Origin of the sequence: Pseudoalteromonas sp. APC 3358, assembly GCF_030408075.1 — a bacterium.
GTDB lineage: Bacteria > Pseudomonadota > Gammaproteobacteria > Enterobacterales > Alteromonadaceae > Pseudoalteromonas > Pseudoalteromonas arctica.
Genome location: NZ_JASDCE010000025.1, coordinates 1 through 17,522 on the forward strand (window position 1 = coordinate 1; position 17,522 = coordinate 17,522).

Consider the following 17,522-nt stretch of genomic DNA (forward strand, 5'->3'; position numbering starts at 1 on the left):
TGATATTCGCTTAATAAAGCAAGATAACGCATCATCTTGGGTAGTAAAGGTGGCAATTGCAAACTAACAAACCAATTATTCCGACCTCAACTCGCTGCGCTCTTTTCGTCGGCATATTGGGGCGTTAGATGTTCAAGGAGGATTGTGTATGTATCGAGTATTAATTTTAATTCTATTAAGTTTTTCGAGTTTGTCATTTGCAACTGAACCCGACTCAAAGTTGGGCTATAAAGGAAAACAGGGGCAAGTATTTGGATATAACACTGTTTTAGAAGCGCTCGAAGCACTGAAATCAGACCCAGATGCCGAAATCAGTGAATCAGAAGGTTGGGTTATTGTTAATGATAATACTAATAAAGCACTTTGGTCTTTCGCTCCGAAAAAGCACTCGTCATATCCATCAGTTGTTCGTCGCGCTGTCGTAGAGAAAGATGGGCAAGTTGGAATAACTACTGAAGTAAGATGCGCTGCTAAAAGATCGATTTAATGATTAGGATGACACCCATCCTAATCATTAGGAAAAAAGCCAATAAAAACAGTATGAAGAGTGCATTGTTATAAATAATGAATCACGCAAAAAGCTGAGCTATGTAGACAAAATGAAAGTAAAAATAGACAGCCCAATCGGGCTACGATAGCTGTTTATTAAAGAATGGCAAACGACTCGGCTGTATTAAACCGGCTTTCCTTTAAATAAAAAGCGGAATATTACAGTGAACAAAGGCATGAATAAACTGACCTTACGGGGTCAAGCGAAAGTGAATGCCTTTACTTTATTGTGTGGCAACTGTATTGCCTTGCTCATAATATAGAAAAGCTGCAAAACACGATGCATTGAGAAGGGTAAGCCCTCTTACTCTAAATAAAAGCCACTCAAACACCCGAAATCCCTTCCAAAACGCCAATTAAAACAATATCAAACACTTCTATATTCTGCGTAAAAATACAGTAATCAATTGAACCAAAATAGGAACTCAGCTATGGTTTGTTTATCAATAAAAAACAAATTTAAAAACGAGTTAATCTACAGGCTCGTTATGTGCCTTCAAACTCAGCAACTTTGGTCAAGATCCGTATTTAAATAGTTCCTAGTATTGAGTTGCTTAGGAGAGAAATAGTTATATGACCAAATACCGTGATCAGTTTATAGATGTAGTCAATTATATTGATGCTAACCTTGATGGGGAGCTTGATGTTAAAAGGCTTTGTCAGCTAGCATATTTATCGAAGTACCATTTTCATAGGCAATTTTCGTCACACTTTGGTATGCCCGTAATATCGCTTGTGAGATTACTTCGACTCAAAAAGGCAGCCTTCCAATTAGCCTATAGGGTAGATGATAAGATTGTTGATATTGCATTGGCGAATGGTTACGAAAGTCATGAAGCTTTTTCTCGGGCTTTTAAAAAACATTTTGACAAAAGTCCGTTCGAATTTAGGAAAACCCCTGATTGGACTCCTTGGCGTTCAAAATATGAACCAGTGATTAAGCTAAGGACTAAAATTATGAATGAAAATCCTGATTTTAAAGTGGAACTGATTGATTTCCCTGAAACATCAATTGCAGTTATGGAGCACCGAGGTTCGCCAAACCTGTTAGGAAATACAATACAAAAATTCATTGAGTGGAGAAAAATCAACCACCTTCCGCCAAATAAAAGCAAGACCTTTAATTTGGTTTACGATGATCCTGCTGTAACAGTCCCCGAAAATTTTAGGTTTGATCTTTGTTGTTCTGTTGACTTCCAAGTCGAGCCAAATGATTATGGAGTCGTGAGCAAAATAATCTCTGCTGGAGATGTGCAGTAGTTAGGCATATTGGCAGCGATGACTCTATTGGCGCGGTGGTAAACTTTCTGTACTCCAAATGGCTTCTCGATTCTGATTTTGAAGTTCGGGACTTTCCTGTTTTTTTTGAAAGGGTTAGTTTTTTCCCAGAAGTATCAGAAAGTGAAATGATAACCGATATATATTTGCCGATTGACTTAGGCACATAACAAACCAATTAATCCGACCTCAATACGCTGCGCTCCTTTCAGCGGCTTATTGGGGCGTTAACTGCCAAACGGGACTCTGTTGAAAACTTTTAGTGCCTTTGTGGCTGTTGTTATCTTAATTATTGCTGCATGTTATTTTTATTTTTTCAAAAATCTAGAAATTGAAACGCGCTTTATCCCTAGTGAGTTTGAATATTGTGGTGCAGTAATAAACTCTGACGATATGGACTATTTAAATATTGTGAGATGGTTAAAGAGTAATAATCACGGTTGGGATACAGATTGGAATACTCCAATTCAAGGAAACATTTATAGAAATCCTGTGTTTTCGGTAGTTCTCTTTGATGGTGGAGTTTCTGTAAGTTATAAAACTGACAATGGTTATCCTCGTTTTATAAAGTCAGTAGAACATGGCTTTAAGTTAGAGTGTACTCATGGCAGTTAACAAAAACATCAACTGGAAAACTACTCGCTGTAAAACGCTCGTATTTTCCAGTTATATTAAGCGTTATATTGCAAAGGTAATTTAATGAATGATGGAATATTCGGTATTGCTGTTCTTGCCACAATTGCGACGATTTGCTCGCTTGTGTCTCATTTATTTATTAAAAAATTCGTTATAGCGGTCTTTGTTTCGGGGTTACTCAGTGCGTCAGTTTTTCACCTTGCAGCATATTTAAACCTTGGGCCGCTTGATCCTTTTTATTTATTCGCCGCATTTGCTTCATTTTTAATTAGCTGCGCAATATCAACGATAACTGGCTGCTTGATACTCAAAAGAACTAATAGCTAGGTTGTTTAAACATGCAATATAACAACCCAATCAACACACTCTCTACGTTCGCTGGGACGCATACACGCGCGGCTTCGCCATCATGCCCCACATGTCTGCGCCCGTTATTGGAAAGTTATACGTACAGGAGAGTTTTGTGCTAGATGAAATGATTTCTCAGCTTAAAGATAAAAAGTCAGCTAAACGACGATCTGCGGCTAAGAAATTACGTAAACTTAAAAATGGCGATGCAGGCCCGTTCTTATTAAGTGCTTTGAAAGAAGAGCTAAAAGATTCACGTACTTGGGAGACTCAGTATCAAATGGTTATGGCTATCGGTGAATGTGGCTACAAACCTGCACTAGATTTCCTTAAATCAATGGCACATCAAACCTTAGAAGCAACAATGGTTTATCTTGCTATCGGCGATGCAATCCAAAGATTATCAATGCAAAATGAACAGGATGTTATATCAATATTTAAAGCGATCGAATCTGGTAACTTTATGGTCACTGATGGAGCACTTCGCGCAATGGCAATGCTTAAAATGGTGCCAGCGGAAATAGATATAGAAAGAATAATTGATCATGTGGCAGCTCAAGGCAAAAATGATGGAATTAATTTTTGGGTATTAGCAGCCGCTCCAGGTTGGTCAGGAAAAAAGGTTGAGGAGTATCTACATTTTTGTTCAGCCTCAAAACGGGACGAAATAACTAACGCAGTTGGATTAGCTCAAAAACACAAATATAAAAAGTGGTCTCCGCTGTAAGTACGTATAACAACACGCCCTGAGGTGGACGACTAGTAAAGTTTAGCTATTAATTGCAAATTCAGCTATGGTTTGTTTATCAATAAAAATAAATAAAAAACGAGTTAATCTACAGGCTCGTTATATGTACAAGGAGAGTTCAGTTGATGCGTTACCTATTATTTTTAGTGTTGATAATACCTTTTTATTCTTTTGCCGAAATTAACCTTCCTCTGCAAAAAGAACTAATTGAAATGGAAATTGAAGATCAACATATTCGAAACAAAATAGGAAAAGCTGGGTGGCAAAACCCGCCTAAAGCACTCCTAGAACAAATGATGAAAATAGATGAAAGTAATACAGGAAAACTTAAAGCTATCATTAAAAAGCATCATTGGGTAACAAGGGATTTAGTCGGAGTTAAAGGAGTTGGAGCAGCATTTTTAGTCATCCAGCATTCACCTGATGTTGCATTTAAAGTAAAAATGCTTCCTTATTTAAAGCAATCATATTTGAATGGCGAAGGTGTTAGCGGACAACAAGTTGCTCTTTTAACTGATAGAGCTCTTATTGCACAAGGAAAGAAACAAATCTATGGTACTCAAGCTGATGTGAGTGAAGGTAAAGTTGTGTTTAGCCCTATAGAAGATGAAACTAATGTAGATAAACGGCGTGAAGAAATGAATATGCCCTCTTTAGATTTTTACTTAAAAATAATGGAAAAAATGTACGGGATTAAAGAACACCCTGAAATAGACTTGAATTAATGTACATATAACAAAACGTCCTGAGGTGGGCAGCAAGCGCTAAAGTTCTCTTTCCACCGCAAATTTTAACAGCGGTGATCCCTTACTTTTCAATGTCGTTAGGTAAGTTGATTCATCGTAGGGTGTATGTAGATTTAGACCCGACTTTACTTATCTAGTTCTTTTCTTAGAGGAAATAACAAAGGCACTCATCCTAAATTTTGCACATAAACACCAGTAATCCTTTTCAAAACGCCAATTAAAACCAACAGCAAACACTTCTTTATATTCTGCGTAAAAATACAGTAATCAATTGAACCAAAATAGGAACTCAGCTATGGTTTGTTTATCAATAAAAACAAATAGAAACGAGTTAATCTACAGGCTCGTTAGGTAATTAAATGAATACTGCCATCGATGAAGTCACAAATAATTACCAAGACTGGAGCTTAGACAAATTATCGTATGTTGATGGGTTACTAACACTGAACCTTAAAACTTATATAAAAGGCGATGATCCCGTAAGGTTTATGGTTGTGTTTACAAATACCGTTTTATTTGAAGCTTATGATGAAAGTAGCCATTTTCATGACTATCATCAAAACCGTGATTCGGGCGTAATCGGCGTGTATTCTGATTCAAGCTTATTGGAGTATGCTCAAACTAAAACGAATACTTTCAGTTTAAACAACAATAAGCTGTTTCATTATTCAGTAATGACTACAAATGAAATCATTCATGTTTTAACAAATATTGAGCCTCAGGTGATAAACGTTACCTAACAAAACGCGCTGAGGTGGGCGACTAGTAAAATTTGTCTATTAATTGTGGGAAGCTGAAAATAGTAAGTAAGATTTTAAAAACTTTATAACAAGGAACGTATATGAATTTATCTGAAGGCAAAACTGTAATTGAGTTTGAAATATCAGAAACAGGCCACCAAATTGTTGAAGCTAAAATTAACGGTAAATTGTTACGTTTTATTTTAGATACTGGCGCTGGGACATCTGTTTTAGACCGGGGATGCCTAAGTGAATTAGGCATTGAAGAGACACTCAATGTTGAGAATGCAGCAGGCTTGGGCACTTCGGATCACGCTATGGGAGATATAGAAGTTGATTCAATTGAGTTTGGTAGTGCCTTGTTTGAAAGTCCTGCCTTTGTGTCACTTAATCTTGACCATGTACAGGTGGCGGGTGGTGAAAAGGGAGTACATGGCTTGTTAGGCTCTCCCTTTTTTATTCAATACCAAGCAGTTATCGATTTTTCAAAAAATAGGTTAGAGCTTTTTAATAAAAAAAATTAAATAACTAACCTAAACTTTGTTCTTTAGTCGGTTTTAGCTAACGCACCATGTTTATGGATTTTACTATGGCATGGTGCGACAGTAGTTATTGTTTACAATTTGTATTTTAAAGCTACTTTTCTAGTTCTTTTCTAATAATTCTTTTCTTATAATTTCAGCCCCAGCGCTCAAGGCATTTAGTTTACCTCTGGCTATATGGTGAGGTAGTGGAGCCATGCCGCAGTTGGTACACGGGTAGAGCTTGTCGGCATCTACAAATTGCAGTGCTTTACGTAGCGTATTAGCTACTTCCTCTGGCGTTTCGATAGTATGATTTGCTACATCAATTGCGCCTACCATTACTTTTTTACCGCGAATGAGTTCTAGTAAATCCATTGGTACATGCGAGTTATGGCACTCTAGTGAGATAATATCGATATTAGATTGCTGAAGCTTAGGGAATGCTTCTTCGTACTGTCGCCATTCGCTTCCTAGTGTTTTTTTCCAATCTGTATTGGCTTTAATGCCGTAGCCATAGCAAATATGAACTGCGGTTTCGCATTTAAGCCCTTCAATTGCGCGCTCTAAACAGGCAATTCCCCAGTCGTTCACTTCATCAAAAAATACGTTAAACGCGGGCTCATCAAATTGGATGATATCAACGCCTGCGGCTTCTAATTCTTTTGCTTCTTGATTAAGAATGATGGCAAATTCCCACGCTAGTTTTTCGCGGCTTTTATAATGATCGTCGTAAAGCGTGTCAATCATTGTCATAGGGCCTGGCAATGCCCATTTTATTGGTTGCTTGGTTTGCTTGCGTAAAAATTTAGCGTCTTCAACAAACACAGACTTTTGACGGCTAACAGGGCCCACAACTGTAGGTACGCTTGCGTCGTATCGGTCACGAATTTTTACTGTTTTACGTTTTTCAAAGTCAACACCGTTTAGGTGCTCTATAAATGTAGTTACAAAATGCTGCCTTGTTTGCTCTCCATCGCTAACAATATCAATACCTGCTTGTTGCTGGTCGAATAATGACAAGCGTAGGGCGTCGTGTTTTCCTTGGGTTAATTCATCACCTTGTAATTTCCAAGGTGACCAAAGTGTTTCTGGCTCTGCAAGCCATAAAGGCTTAGGTAAACTGCCAGCGGTAGATGTAGGTAGTAATTTTTTCATAATAAATAATGCCGTATATTTTAGTTAATTATTAAACGTATCGTTAAGCGCGTTATTACTGCTTGTTACTATTAGTTGTTATGACAGATAGCGAGTAGAGAATTGCTCAAGAACTGTTTGGTACGGCTTGATAAAATGCTCTTGTGCAAATTTGCCTTGTTCATTTGCTAACTTGCCGCGCTCTTCTCGGTCATACACAATTTGCGTTAGTGAGTGATCCAAGTTTTTTAAGTTTGGTTTATATGATTTACCCGCTGTTGCATTGGCATTATAAATCTCTGGTCTGTAGATTTTTTGAAACGTTTCCATCGTACTAATGGTGCTTATAAGCTCAAGATTGCTGTAATCATTAAGTAAATCACCAAAGAAAAATAATGCCAAAGGCGCTGCACTATTTGGCGGCATAAAGTAACGTACCTGCAAGCCCATTTTTTTGAAGTATTGCTCAGTTAAAGACGATTCATTTGGTTCGTATTCTACGCCAAGTACCGGATGTTGGTTTTCGGTGCGGTTGTAGGTTTTGTTATCTGACACACTTAGGCATATAACCGGTGGTTTTTTAAAGTTTTGTTTGTATGTATCCGAATTTACGAATGACTGAAATAGCTTGCCATGTAAAACCCCAAAGTCATCAGGAATACTAAATTGAGGCTTGCCTTTATTGTGCTCTTGTAGGAGTACGCTAAAGTCGTAGTCGCGCACATACGATGAAAAGTTGTTTCCTACAATGCCTTCAATGCGCTTATTAGTTTTATGGTCAACAATATTTGTTTTTAATATTTCGATTGATGGGAAGCTTTCGCCGCCATCTTCAATACCTATCTCAACAGAGACAATTTCAAGCTCAACAGCATAACGCTCACCTTTGGTGTTATCCCAGTGGGCTAGGGCATTAAAACGGTTGTTAATCATGTTTAAGGCGTTACGCAAGTTTGCTTTGCGGTATTCACCTCTGGCTAAATTAGCAAAGTTGGTTGTGATACGCGTATTAGTTGATGGATGATAATTTTCATCGAGTGAAACGCTCTTAATATTAAATGTAAAATCTTTTTTCATCGTGTTTATATCCAATTTTATAATTTAAACCTGATTAATGCTCTGCGCTTTATTAGCCTTGCAACTTACTTAGCTGGCTTAGCTGGTTTAGGTATTCAGCGGCTTTAAGTTGTTAAATAGTGTTTAGCGCTAAGGGATGAGTAATTTATACGTTGATTGGTATATGAAGAAAAACGGTTTAATTTCACATAAAACATGAGTCATATTCATTAATCACTATTGTTAGATTCGATTACGTAGCAATTGGCGAGAAAAAGACATAAATCGGTAAAAATAAAGGATGGATGTTTAGCCGTTTAGACTTCCTTTGTTTTGGTGTGCACTTTATTCATGTTGAACATGAGGAATATTCAAAGGGCTTTTTTATAGCTATAACAGTACATTAGCGGTGATATTGAGCTTAATTACTAAAGTTTATAGCTTATTATCAGCTTTATTCTGTAAGTTGAATGAACTATTTTAAAAATTGAACAACAAAACTTTCTACGGAAAGTGCATGGTAATAAAAACTTATCAATTCTCAAGTTGTTATAAAGTTTAGGATTTACTTTAATACGAGATTGAAATGAAGAGTCAATATAACTATCGAATACAAGCCGTTAGAAATGAAATGGCGAAATTGGATTTGGATGCATTTGTGGTTCCTCATGAAGATGAATATCTTTTAGAAGAAGTTTCTGATTGTAATAATCGTTTAAAATGGATCAGTGGTTTCACAGGTACCGCAGGAGTTGCTGTCGTTTTAAAAGATGATGTCATTTTTTTTGTTGATGGTAGATACAGCGTTCAAGTGACTAGGCAAGTTGACGGGGAGCTATTTTCATTTGAAAGTATGGCTGTATTTGAGAGCAACAGTTGGATTGATTCGTTACTACCTCCCTCAGCAAAAATTGGAATCGACCCTTCTTTGCATTCATTTGACTGGTTTTCGAAATTTATAAGTAAAGTTGCTATAGAAGGTAGAAAATCGCTTCCGCTTAAAAATAATTTAATAGATTTATGCTGGACAAATAGACCGACTAAAATAAGCACCAACGTAAAATTAATAGATGAAAAGTACTGTGGTAAATCAAGCATTACTAAGTGCAAAGAAGTTGCAGGCATTTTAAGTAAGGCGGGTGTAGATAGGTTAATCATTACCAATCTTGAGTCAACGTGTTGGTTACTCAATTTACGAGGAAGTGATATTTCTTGTTTACCCGTTTTTTATTCAACATCAATTATTGATCAAAATGCAGAGGTTATTTGTTTTTTAGATTTAACTACACTGGATAAAAAACTTAAATCTTCTTTTAAGCATAATGTAAGTTTTAAATGTATTACGCAGTTAGATGAATACTTATTATCTATTTCAAATTGTGTAACTCAAATTGACCCAAAAGTCATTAATGCGCACATGGCGAGATTACTACAAAAGCCAGATGTAAACGTTATTCAAAGCAGCGATCCTATAGGATTACTAAAAGCACAAAAAAATCCGATTGAGATCACAGGAATGAAAGCATGTCACATTCGTGATGGTGCAGCACTTATTAACTTTTTGTCGTGGTTAGATTTGCAAGTACGCGAACAGACTTTTTACGACGAAGCCCAACTTGCCGATAAGCTTGAAACATTTAGAACTGTAGATGAGTTATACCAAGAACCTAGCTTTGATACTGTGTCAGCTGTTGGGAGTAATGGGGCTATGTGTCATTATAATCATAAAGATACGACCGCTAAACTAATGACAAATAATACTATCTATCTTGTTGATTCGGGCGCGCATTATCTTGATGGAACTACAGATGTTACACGTACAGTGGCTATAGGTAAGGCGACTAAAGAGCAAATAAAAATGGCTACTTTAGTCTTAAAAGGTCATATTTCGTTGGCGACTATCCGATTTCCTTTTGGAACAACAGGACAGCAATTAGACGCTTTTGCGCGGCAACACTTATGGCAAAAAGGGTATGATTACGAACATGGCACAGGACATGGTGTAGGGCATTACCTTAATGTACATGAAGGGCCGCAACGCATTGCAAAGGCAAATTCTAACGTTGCACTTTTACCTGGGATGGTTGTATCTATTGAGCCAGGTTACTATCGTCAGGATGAGTTTGGTATACGCCACGAAAACTTATATGTTGTAAAAGAAAGCCTTAATATCAACGGGTCAGATATAAATATGCTGTGTTTTGAAGTGTTAACTCATGTTCCTTTTGACAGAAGGTTAATAGATAAAGCAGAACTTACAAAATGTGAAATAGAGTGGTTAGATACATACCACGAAATGGTATATCGACTTATATCTCCTCTTATAGACACACGTAGTAACGCCTGGTTATTAAAAGAGACGACAGCCTTGTGATTACATAAGCTCATAATATATAAATGCCTATTATTTTAAATTTGATAATAGGCATTAAGCTACTCTTAACCTCCCTAAACATTCATAGAAACGGCTTTATCTACATTTCGTAACATAGCCTCTGCCCACCAACACAACCATCTATTCAACCTTAAAAGATAAATCGCCTGAGATCCCATTACTTTTAGCATGACAATTTAATGTATGGCGAAAAGCAGCTCATAAAATATGCCATTATTTAACTAAATAAAGTGAGTTCGAATGCTTTTTTGCTAGAAGTTCTGTTTTAGATTGTGAATACAAAATAAATTGCGTTTTATTGCATTTTTAGAATCAAAGATTTTCCGACCAATGCGTACTATTAAAAGTGTTAAAAATATTAAGCACTTATAAAAAACATAATAACTTTGTAAACCAAAAGGTCTAAAGGGGAGTGATATGACAATAAGTAATCGTTTTTGTCCTAAAAAAGTAGCGCTAGCAGTAATTATAGCAACTTCAGGAAGCACACCGTTATACGCAAATGAGTTGGATACCGAAGGCAGTAATAAAGTAGACAAAATTGAAAAAATTGTTGTTACATCCAGAGGGCGTACCGAGACATTACAACAAATACCAGACTCGGTCACAGTATTCACTGGTGACGACATTAAAGCCGCTCGTATCTCTACCATAAAAGATTTTTCATCATTAACGCCAAATTTAAATGTATCAACAAATTTTAGATCAGGACTAAATTTTGTAACTGTTAGAGGGTTAATTACCCCACAGGTAGGGGAAGCGCCTATTGCTTATGTTGTAGATGGTATAACTGTGCCTAATCTAGAGTTTATTAATCAGGGCTTACACGATATCGAACGTATTGAGGTGCTTAGAGGGCCACAAGGTGCCTTGTATGGAAAAAATGCGATTGGTGGGGCGATTAATATTGTTACAAAGCAAGCAACAGATGAATTTGAAGGAAGCGTTCAAGCATCAGTTGCGCAAGGAAACGATAAAAAGCTAAACGTTGCGCTCAGTGGCCCAATTGTTCAAGACAAAGCTTACTTTAGGTTGTCTGCTAACTATCAAGATACCGATGGCCTAATTGAAAACTCTTTTTTAAATGAAAAAGTAGATTATGTTGATGATGCATTTGGCTTTCAAGGAATGCTTGAATTTTATTTAAGTGATTATACCAAGTTAACTTTTCATGGTAACTACGCTGAAAAAACGCAGGGTAGTAACTATATGGGATTTATTACCAGTGACCAGTTAGAGGACTTTTCATTACAACCAGAGGCAAATGCTGTAGGGCGTGATGAGTCAACATTATGGTCAGTTTCAGTAAAACTTGATCATGAAACAGATTATGGCGATTTAACGTTTATTGCGTCTGCTAATGATTCAGACATTATGTTTTTTTCTGATGGAGATTTTACTCATCAGGCTCCAAGCGACGACAATTTTTACTTCCCTAATACCCAAATTAACCCAATAGAAGAAGACTCTAGTAGCTTTGAGACCCGATTTACTTCGCCAAGTGATAACGCTCTTCGTTGGTCGATTGGTGCATATTATGAATCAAAAGACAGAAATGTATCTTACGATCAAGTATTAGACTTTACACCAACACAAAGAGTTACCTATCAAGATGTAAAAGCTGATATTGCGAATGATCCTAGTTTAGTTATCACCGGTGAAAAAACAGTTCAAGAAAGTACTGCCTATGCTTTGTTTGGGCAAGCAAATTACGATGTGGTAGAAGACATTGAGCTAACAGTTGCCCTGCGCTATGACTCAGAAGAGCGAGATGCATTTGATAAACGTGACCCATCAGCCTCTAAGGTAAACGAGACATTTAGTGAGTTACAACCTAAAGCCTCTATTGCTTGGCAAATTAGTGATGACCATCTGCTATACAGCACTTATTCAAAAGGTTTTAGATCGGGTGGCTTTAATGAATACGCCCCAAGTGTAATACGTAAATACGATCAAGAAATATCAGACACCGTTGAGCTAGGTTTAAAAACAACTTGGCTTGATGGAAAAGTTTGGGTGAATATGTCTTTGTTTCATATTGATCAACAAGATGCACAATTTACACGCTTAAACCCGACAACTTTCACTTTAGAAAACTTAAATATTGATGAAGTAGCGATAGATGGTTTTGAATTAGAGATGTCAGCCACTTTAACTGATTATTTAACGGTTAATTTTGGACTTGGTTTAATTGATAATGAAATTACTAAAAATCAAGGTGTTGATATTTTATCGGGCAGAGATTTAGCCGCAACAGAGGGCGGTACTATGCCTTATGTTTCTGACTTTAATTTAAATGGCTCTGTTGACTATTCGCAACAAGCGTTTGCTGATTATGAGTTTAAAGCACGTCTTTCGTTTAATACATTAGGACCTCGTTCGTTTGATATCTTTAATGAAGATACGGGTGAAACGGATACACATACATTTTTAAATGCCAATTTCACTTTAGAAAATGAGCAATGGTCTACCTCAATATTTGTTTCTAATTTAACCGATGAAGCATCCCCAGAAACAGTTTTTCTATTCAATCCATTAATAAGAATGCGTAATCAACCAAGACAAGTTGGTGTACAAGTTAGGTACAACTTCTAAAAATAATATGGCTATTAATGCAAGTTAATAGCCATCGTTGATGGTGAATTTAGTCATCAATAATAATTTTTATTTATAAGTTTAGTTGAGCACAAAATGCGGCTAAGCAAATCAAGTTAATTGTTACCGCATATAAGGTAACTACGTTAGTAAGGTGCAAGTTATGACAGTTAGAGTCGCTACAGATGTTGGTGGTACGTTCACTGACCTTGTTTATATTGATAAAGGTAATGTTAAAGCTGTCAAAAGCGATACTACGCCACCAAATTTTGAACAAGGCGTTGTTAATTCAGCAATTAAAGCTGACATAAACTTATCCGATGTTGATTTTTTTGCTCATGGTTCTACTGTAGTAATTAATGCGATTACTGAGCGTAAAGGTGTAAAAACAGGCTTGATAACGACAAAAGGTTTTCGTGATGTGCTAGAAATTGCACGCGGGAATACACCTGATATTTTTAATAATACCTATAAAAAACCAAACCCGTTTGTTGAGCGCCATTTAAGATTAGAAATAAAAGAACGCCTTGATTATAAAGGCAATGTAATTACACCAGTTGACTTAAGTAACTTACAGTCTTTGGTCGATTATTTTAAATCTCAAGATGTACAAGCAATCGGTATTTGTTTTTTACATGCTTACTTAAATCCAGAGCATGAGATTAAAACGATAGCGGCTTTGAAATCGCTATGGCCTGAAGTTAATGTTATTGCATCTCATGAGATTTCAGCTGAGTGGCGTGAATATGAAAGAACAAGTACCACTGTTTTATCAGCTTATGTATTACCGCCAGCTCAACAGTATTTAGATAAATTGAAAAGTAAGTTACGTACTTACGGATTAAAAAACGATCCTTTTATTATGCAATCTAATGGTGGTATTGCTACTTTACAATCGGCACGAGATAACCCTATTACGTTGGTTGAGTCGGGGCCTGTGGGCGGTATTTTAGGTGCTGCAGCTTATGGTGCTGTAATAGGCGACGGTAATATAATGGCGTTAGATATTGGTGGAACAACAGCTAAATGTTCGCTAATCCATAATGGTAAAACACGTATAACAACTGAATACGTTTTAGAAAAAACCGCTAAAAAAGCAGGTTATCCAATAAAAACACCTGTAATAGATATTGTTGAAATAGGGAATGGTGGCGGAAGCATTGCGTGGATTGATGCCGCTAATAGCTTACATGTTGGCCCTCAAAGTGCGGGTTCTACACCGGGCCCTGTTGCCTACGGACGCGGTGGTACTGCGCCAACAACAACAGACGCTAACTTAATTACAGGCCGTATTAACAGCGAGAATTTTGCTGGTGGTGAAATACACCCCGATTTGAGTGCTGTAGAAGCATCTTTTCTTACCTTAGCTAATAAGCTTAATGTTGAAGCGATGGATGTTGCACATGGCGTTTTAGATATTGCCAATTCTAATATGGTAAATGCCCTTAAGTTAATCTCAGTTAATCGTGGTTATGACCCACGTGACTTTTCTTTAATGGCTTTTGGTGGCGGTGGCGCTTTACATGCTACTGCTTTAGGTCGTGAACTTAATGCTCGTAAAGTTATTATTCCTCCATTTGCGGGTGTGTTTTCTGCATGGGGAATGCTGATGATCGATTTACGCAGAGACTACATTCAAACTCACCGATTTAGCTTAAGTGAGCAAAGTAAAGCGGAGGTTATTAGTGCGTTTGATGGCGTTATTTCAAAAGCTAATTTAGATTATAAAAATGATGGAATGTCGCAAGATAAAGTTAAACATGAGTTATATGTTGATGCGCGTTATAGCGGACAAGAACACACCGTTAAAATTCATGTGCCTGATACTGAGCTTGATGAACACGATTTTATTGAAGCGCTATCAGAGAGATTTCATCAAACACATGAGCAAGAATACACATTTAGATTAAATGATTCAAAAATTGAAGTTGTAAATATTCACTTAGTTGCTTTTGGTATTTTAGATAAAGCAGAACTTGAGAAGTTACCGAAAAGTAAAACAGCGAGTGCTGATGATGCCTTAATTGGTACTCGATGGGTTGATTTTGATAATAAAACGAGGTTAACCACTTCTATTTTTGACCGTGAAAAATTAATGCCTGGAATGAAGTTCAAAGGCCCTGCAATCATAGAAGAGAGCACCACAACAACGGTTGTGTTACCAGATAACCGAGTTGAGGTAGATGACTTTGGTGGATTGCATATTTATTTACGAGATTAATTAGTCGTTTTTATAAATTAACTAAATTGGTACAAAATTATGAATAAAAAAGTTGATATATTTACAATAGAAATTATAAAAAATGCCTTGGTTGCCATTGGCGAAGAAATGTTTTTAGCGTTAAAGCGCAGTAGTAAAAGTCCAATTATATATGAGTCACTTGATTACGGTATTGGTGTAACAGATGCTAAAGGGCGTCTTATTTCTCAAGGTAATGGTATTCCTGGATTTATAGGCACTTTAGATGCGGGTGTAAAAAATATTATTGCAAAGTTTGATAATGATAATATTTATCCTGATGATGTATTTATATTAAATGATCCGTATGCAGGCGGCGGCACTCATTTATCTGATGTATGTATGATCCGTCCAATATTTTTCGAAAATGAGCTAGTTGCATGGACTGCTAATAAAGCACATTGGACAGAAATTGGTGGTAAAGATCCGGGAAGTTACAGTGCTGATGCGACAGAAATATACCAAGAAGGGCTCCAGTTTCCGGGTATTAAAGTATTTGAAAAAGGGATACCTAACCAAGCTTTACTTGATTTAATAGAAGTTAATGTACGCTTGCCTGAAATGACATTAGGTGATTTACAAGCATGTGCAGCGTCATTAAAAGTTGGGGAGCAACGCTTTTTATCTGTTATGGGTAAGTATAGTAAATACGTTACTTTAACCGCCATTGATAAGTTACTAGAACATGGTGATTTAATGGTGCTAGAGAAGTTTAAAACGTTACCAAAAGGTACTTTTGAAGCACAAGATGTTATTGATGAAGACGGAATGGGCAATGGTCCATTTTTGGTCAAGGTAAAAGTAACCATTACCGATGAGTCATTTATCCTCGACTTTACGGGTTCATCTGATCAAGCCCCAGGGCCAATAAATTGTACTATGGGAGTATTAATCTCAGCTGCAAGGGAGGTATTTATGGGGATTGTTCAGCCCGATGCACCTGCTACCGACGGCTGTTTTAGACGATTAGAAGTTATTTGTCCTGAAGGTACTTTATTAACAGCTAAGCGTCCTGCACCCGTGTCTTCATATTTTGAAGCTATGGTGTGTGCTTCAGATGTTATTCGCAAAGCGTTGGCTGATGTACTTCCGGGTGTTGTTACTGCGGGGCAATTTGGCTCTGTATGCACTATGAATTTATCAGGAAAAATGCCAGACACTGGCGAACCTTATTTATTGGTTGAACCGTTAGTTGGCGGCTGGGGCGCGGCTGTTGGTAAAGATGGTGAGTCAGGTCAATTTTGTGTTGGTAATGGCGAAACAAGCAATATACCCATCGAAATAACAGAAGCTCGTTATGGTGTATTGGTAGAGCAATATACATTTAATAGTGAGACTGCGGGAGCAGGTGAGTTTAGAGGGGGTAATGGTGTTGTACTCGATTATCGAATTTTATCTGATGGGACTGACATTTCTAGCTTTTTTGGTCGAGGTATAACGGCTCCTTGGGGAATTGACGAAGGTAAAGAGGGCTCATGTAACTATGTTCAAGTTTTTGATAGTGAAGGAAATGAAAAAGCACGCTTTAGCAGAACAAGCCGATATCCTTTAAATAAAGGTGATTTAATTAGGTTAGTGACAGGCAATGGTGGTGGCTGGGGAAATCCTGTAAAACGCCCTAAAGAGAAAGTCCTTGCTGATATTAAAAACGGTTACATTACACACGAACAAGCCCAAGTTCTTTATCAACACGGCGTAAGCTAGCTCGTATTTTAAATTTAATTAGCCATGCAGGAAGGGTTATAGATAAACGCATTCATTATAAGTGTTGTTTCTATTTATGGCGCACCTCCTGCAGGTGCTATTACCTATATTTTATGAACGTGTTTACTGTTAATCGTTGTAAGTTGCTAAATAATTGGCAATTAAATAGGGTATTATCAATTTGGATTAATGTATTTAATTTCAATGTTTTATTTACTGAGAGTCAATAAATAGCTCAATGTATCTCCATATCTTAATAAAGATATTACACATAAAAAATAACATAAATCATTACATAATTTAGCAAATAAATGGCTTATATCTAAGTCAAAAATAGTATCTCAACAACTAGGTATAAACAATAGATCTTAGTTGTAGAGATATTTATTGTTAAATAGACCCATACTTAAACGGATTGGCATAATTGAAATGACTGATGCCACCGGAGAGATAAAAATGAATAATAAAAACTCATCAGAGAAACATTCAGATTTACGCTTGGGATTAAGTGGATTAGCAACTGCGCCCATAGGCTACCTTGTTTTGCTCTTTTTACCTGTCTACCTAGAAGTTGTAGGTATTAATTTATCTTTGACAGAGCAGCAAATTGGCTGGCTAGCCTCTACTGATTCTGTGGGATTGGCACTTGCGACGTTTATTTTTTCTATATTTATTAAAAAAGTAAACTTTAGACAGGTTTTAGGTGAGCGTCTAGCGAACTACACCTATGTTTTAAAATTCCAGGGTAACAAGCTGTCGATATCGGGCTCAGGCTGGCACAGTTCATCAAGGCAAGCACAGATGTAATTAAATGGGATTAGACCATTTAT

General features: G+C 36.9%; 14 protein-coding genes and 1 pseudogene. 13 read left to right on the forward strand and 2 right to left on the reverse strand.

Annotated features, from left to right (window positions below; translation table 11 throughout):
- Positions 1-148: 148 nt before the first annotated feature.
- The 8 genes and pseudogenes from QL995_RS21190 to QL995_RS21225 all read left to right on the forward strand — a co-directional run bounded on the left by QL995_RS21190 (position 149) and on the right by QL995_RS21225 (position 5,569).
- A complete protein-coding gene (locus QL995_RS21190) occupies positions 149-487 on the forward strand; it encodes a hypothetical protein (protein WP_290295028.1) in 339 nt (112 codons plus the stop codon).
- Between the two features lie 635 nt (positions 488-1,122).
- Positions 1,123-1,997 (forward strand): annotated as a pseudogene (locus QL995_RS21195) (AraC family transcriptional regulator).
- A 100-nt stretch (positions 1,998-2,097) separates the two neighbouring features.
- Positions 2,098-2,442 (forward strand): hypothetical protein, encoded by a 345-nt coding sequence (locus QL995_RS21200; protein ID WP_290295029.1) that lies wholly within the window; start codon positions 2,098-2,100, stop codon positions 2,440-2,442.
- Positions 2,443-2,526: 84 nt separating this feature from the next.
- Positions 2,527-2,790, forward strand: a complete 264-nt coding sequence (locus tag QL995_RS21205) for a hypothetical protein (RefSeq protein ID WP_010552829.1) — start codon at positions 2,527-2,529, stop codon at positions 2,788-2,790.
- 136 nt (positions 2,791-2,926) lie between these two features.
- Entirely contained in the window at positions 2,927-3,538 is a 612-nt protein-coding gene (locus QL995_RS21210) for a hypothetical protein (protein ID WP_050576408.1), read from the forward strand.
- 146 nt (positions 3,539-3,684) lie between these two features.
- On the forward strand, positions 3,685-4,284 hold the full coding sequence (locus tag QL995_RS21215; RefSeq protein ID WP_290295030.1) for a DUF6624 domain-containing protein: 600 nt from the start codon (positions 3,685-3,687) through the stop codon (positions 4,282-4,284).
- Between the two features lie 380 nt (positions 4,285-4,664).
- Positions 4,665-5,045, forward strand: a complete 381-nt coding sequence (locus tag QL995_RS21220; RefSeq protein WP_024599073.1) for a hypothetical protein — start codon at positions 4,665-4,667, stop codon at positions 5,043-5,045.
- Positions 5,046-5,146: 101 nt separating this feature from the next.
- Positions 5,147-5,569 (forward strand): retropepsin-like aspartic protease, encoded by a 423-nt coding sequence (locus tag QL995_RS21225; RefSeq protein ID WP_010552826.1) that lies wholly within the window; start codon positions 5,147-5,149, stop codon positions 5,567-5,569.
- A 120-nt stretch (positions 5,570-5,689) separates the two neighbouring features.
- Here QL995_RS21225 and QL995_RS21230 read toward each other — a convergent pair whose 3' ends face one another.
- On the reverse strand, positions 5,690-6,724 hold the full coding sequence (locus QL995_RS21230; protein WP_149605254.1) for a methionine synthase: 1,035 nt from the start codon (positions 6,722-6,724) through the stop codon (positions 5,690-5,692).
- 78 nt (positions 6,725-6,802) lie between these two features.
- Complete coding sequence (locus tag QL995_RS21235) at positions 6,803-7,780, reverse strand: DUF1852 domain-containing protein (RefSeq protein WP_007582790.1); 978 nt, start codon at positions 7,778-7,780, stop codon at positions 6,803-6,805.
- Positions 7,781-8,345: 565 nt separating this feature from the next.
- Between QL995_RS21235 and QL995_RS21240 the strand changes: the two genes are divergently transcribed.
- From QL995_RS21240 to QL995_RS21260, 5 genes are all read left to right on the forward strand, one after another.
- A complete protein-coding gene (locus QL995_RS21240) occupies positions 8,346-10,133 on the forward strand; it encodes an aminopeptidase P family protein (RefSeq protein ID WP_290295031.1) in 1,788 nt (595 codons plus the stop codon).
- 438 nt (positions 10,134-10,571) lie between these two features.
- Positions 10,572-12,749 carry a TonB-dependent receptor gene (locus tag QL995_RS21245; protein WP_222713528.1) on the forward strand — a complete coding sequence of 726 codons (2,178 nt, stop codon included), beginning with the start codon at positions 10,572-10,574 and terminating at the stop codon, positions 12,747-12,749.
- Between the two features lie 163 nt (positions 12,750-12,912).
- Positions 12,913-14,970 (forward strand): hydantoinase/oxoprolinase family protein, encoded by a 2,058-nt coding sequence (locus QL995_RS21250; protein WP_165726001.1) that lies wholly within the window; start codon positions 12,913-12,915, stop codon positions 14,968-14,970.
- Positions 14,971-15,009: 39 nt separating this feature from the next.
- Entirely contained in the window at positions 15,010-16,692 is a 1,683-nt protein-coding gene (locus QL995_RS21255) for a hydantoinase B/oxoprolinase family protein (protein WP_169060975.1), read from the forward strand.
- A gap of 429 nt (positions 16,693-17,121) precedes the next feature.
- Positions 17,122-17,499, forward strand: a complete 378-nt coding sequence (locus QL995_RS21260) for a hypothetical protein (RefSeq protein WP_290295032.1) — start codon at positions 17,122-17,124, stop codon at positions 17,497-17,499.
- The last annotated feature ends 23 nt before the right edge of the window (positions 17,500-17,522 follow it).

What these genes read in the sequence shown, in the direction of transcription:
- QL995_RS21190 (WP_290295028.1), top strand. Translation starts at nt 149, where the DNA reads ATGTATCGAGTATTAATTTTAATTCTATTAAGTTTTTCGAGTTTGTCA.
- QL995_RS21205 (WP_010552829.1), top strand. Translation starts at nt 2,527, where the DNA reads ATGAATGATGGAATATTCGGTATTGCTGTTCTTGCCACAATTGCGACG.
- QL995_RS21215 (WP_290295030.1), top strand. Translation starts at nt 3,685, where the DNA reads ATGCGTTACCTATTATTTTTAGTGTTGATAATACCTTTTTATTCTTTT.
- QL995_RS21220 (WP_024599073.1), top strand. Translation starts at nt 4,665, where the DNA reads ATGAATACTGCCATCGATGAAGTCACAAATAATTACCAAGACTGGAGC.
- QL995_RS21225 (WP_010552826.1), top strand. Translation starts at nt 5,147, where the DNA reads ATGAATTTATCTGAAGGCAAAACTGTAATTGAGTTTGAAATATCAGAA.
- QL995_RS21230 (WP_149605254.1), bottom strand. Translation starts at nt 6,724, where the DNA reads ATGAAAAAATTACTACCTACATCTACCGCTGGCAGTTTACCTAAGCCT.
- QL995_RS21235 (WP_007582790.1), bottom strand. Translation starts at nt 7,780, where the DNA reads ATGAAAAAAGATTTTACATTTAATATTAAGAGCGTTTCACTCGATGAA.
- QL995_RS21240 (WP_290295031.1), top strand. Translation starts at nt 8,346, where the DNA reads ATGAAGAGTCAATATAACTATCGAATACAAGCCGTTAGAAATGAAATG.
- QL995_RS21245 (WP_222713528.1), top strand. Translation starts at nt 10,572, where the DNA reads ATGACAATAAGTAATCGTTTTTGTCCTAAAAAAGTAGCGCTAGCAGTA.
- QL995_RS21250 (WP_165726001.1), top strand. Translation starts at nt 12,913, where the DNA reads ATGACAGTTAGAGTCGCTACAGATGTTGGTGGTACGTTCACTGACCTT.
- QL995_RS21255 (WP_169060975.1), top strand. Translation starts at nt 15,010, where the DNA reads ATGAATAAAAAAGTTGATATATTTACAATAGAAATTATAAAAAATGCC.
- QL995_RS21260 (WP_290295032.1), top strand. Translation starts at nt 17,122, where the DNA reads ATGACTGATGCCACCGGAGAGATAAAAATGAATAATAAAAACTCATCA.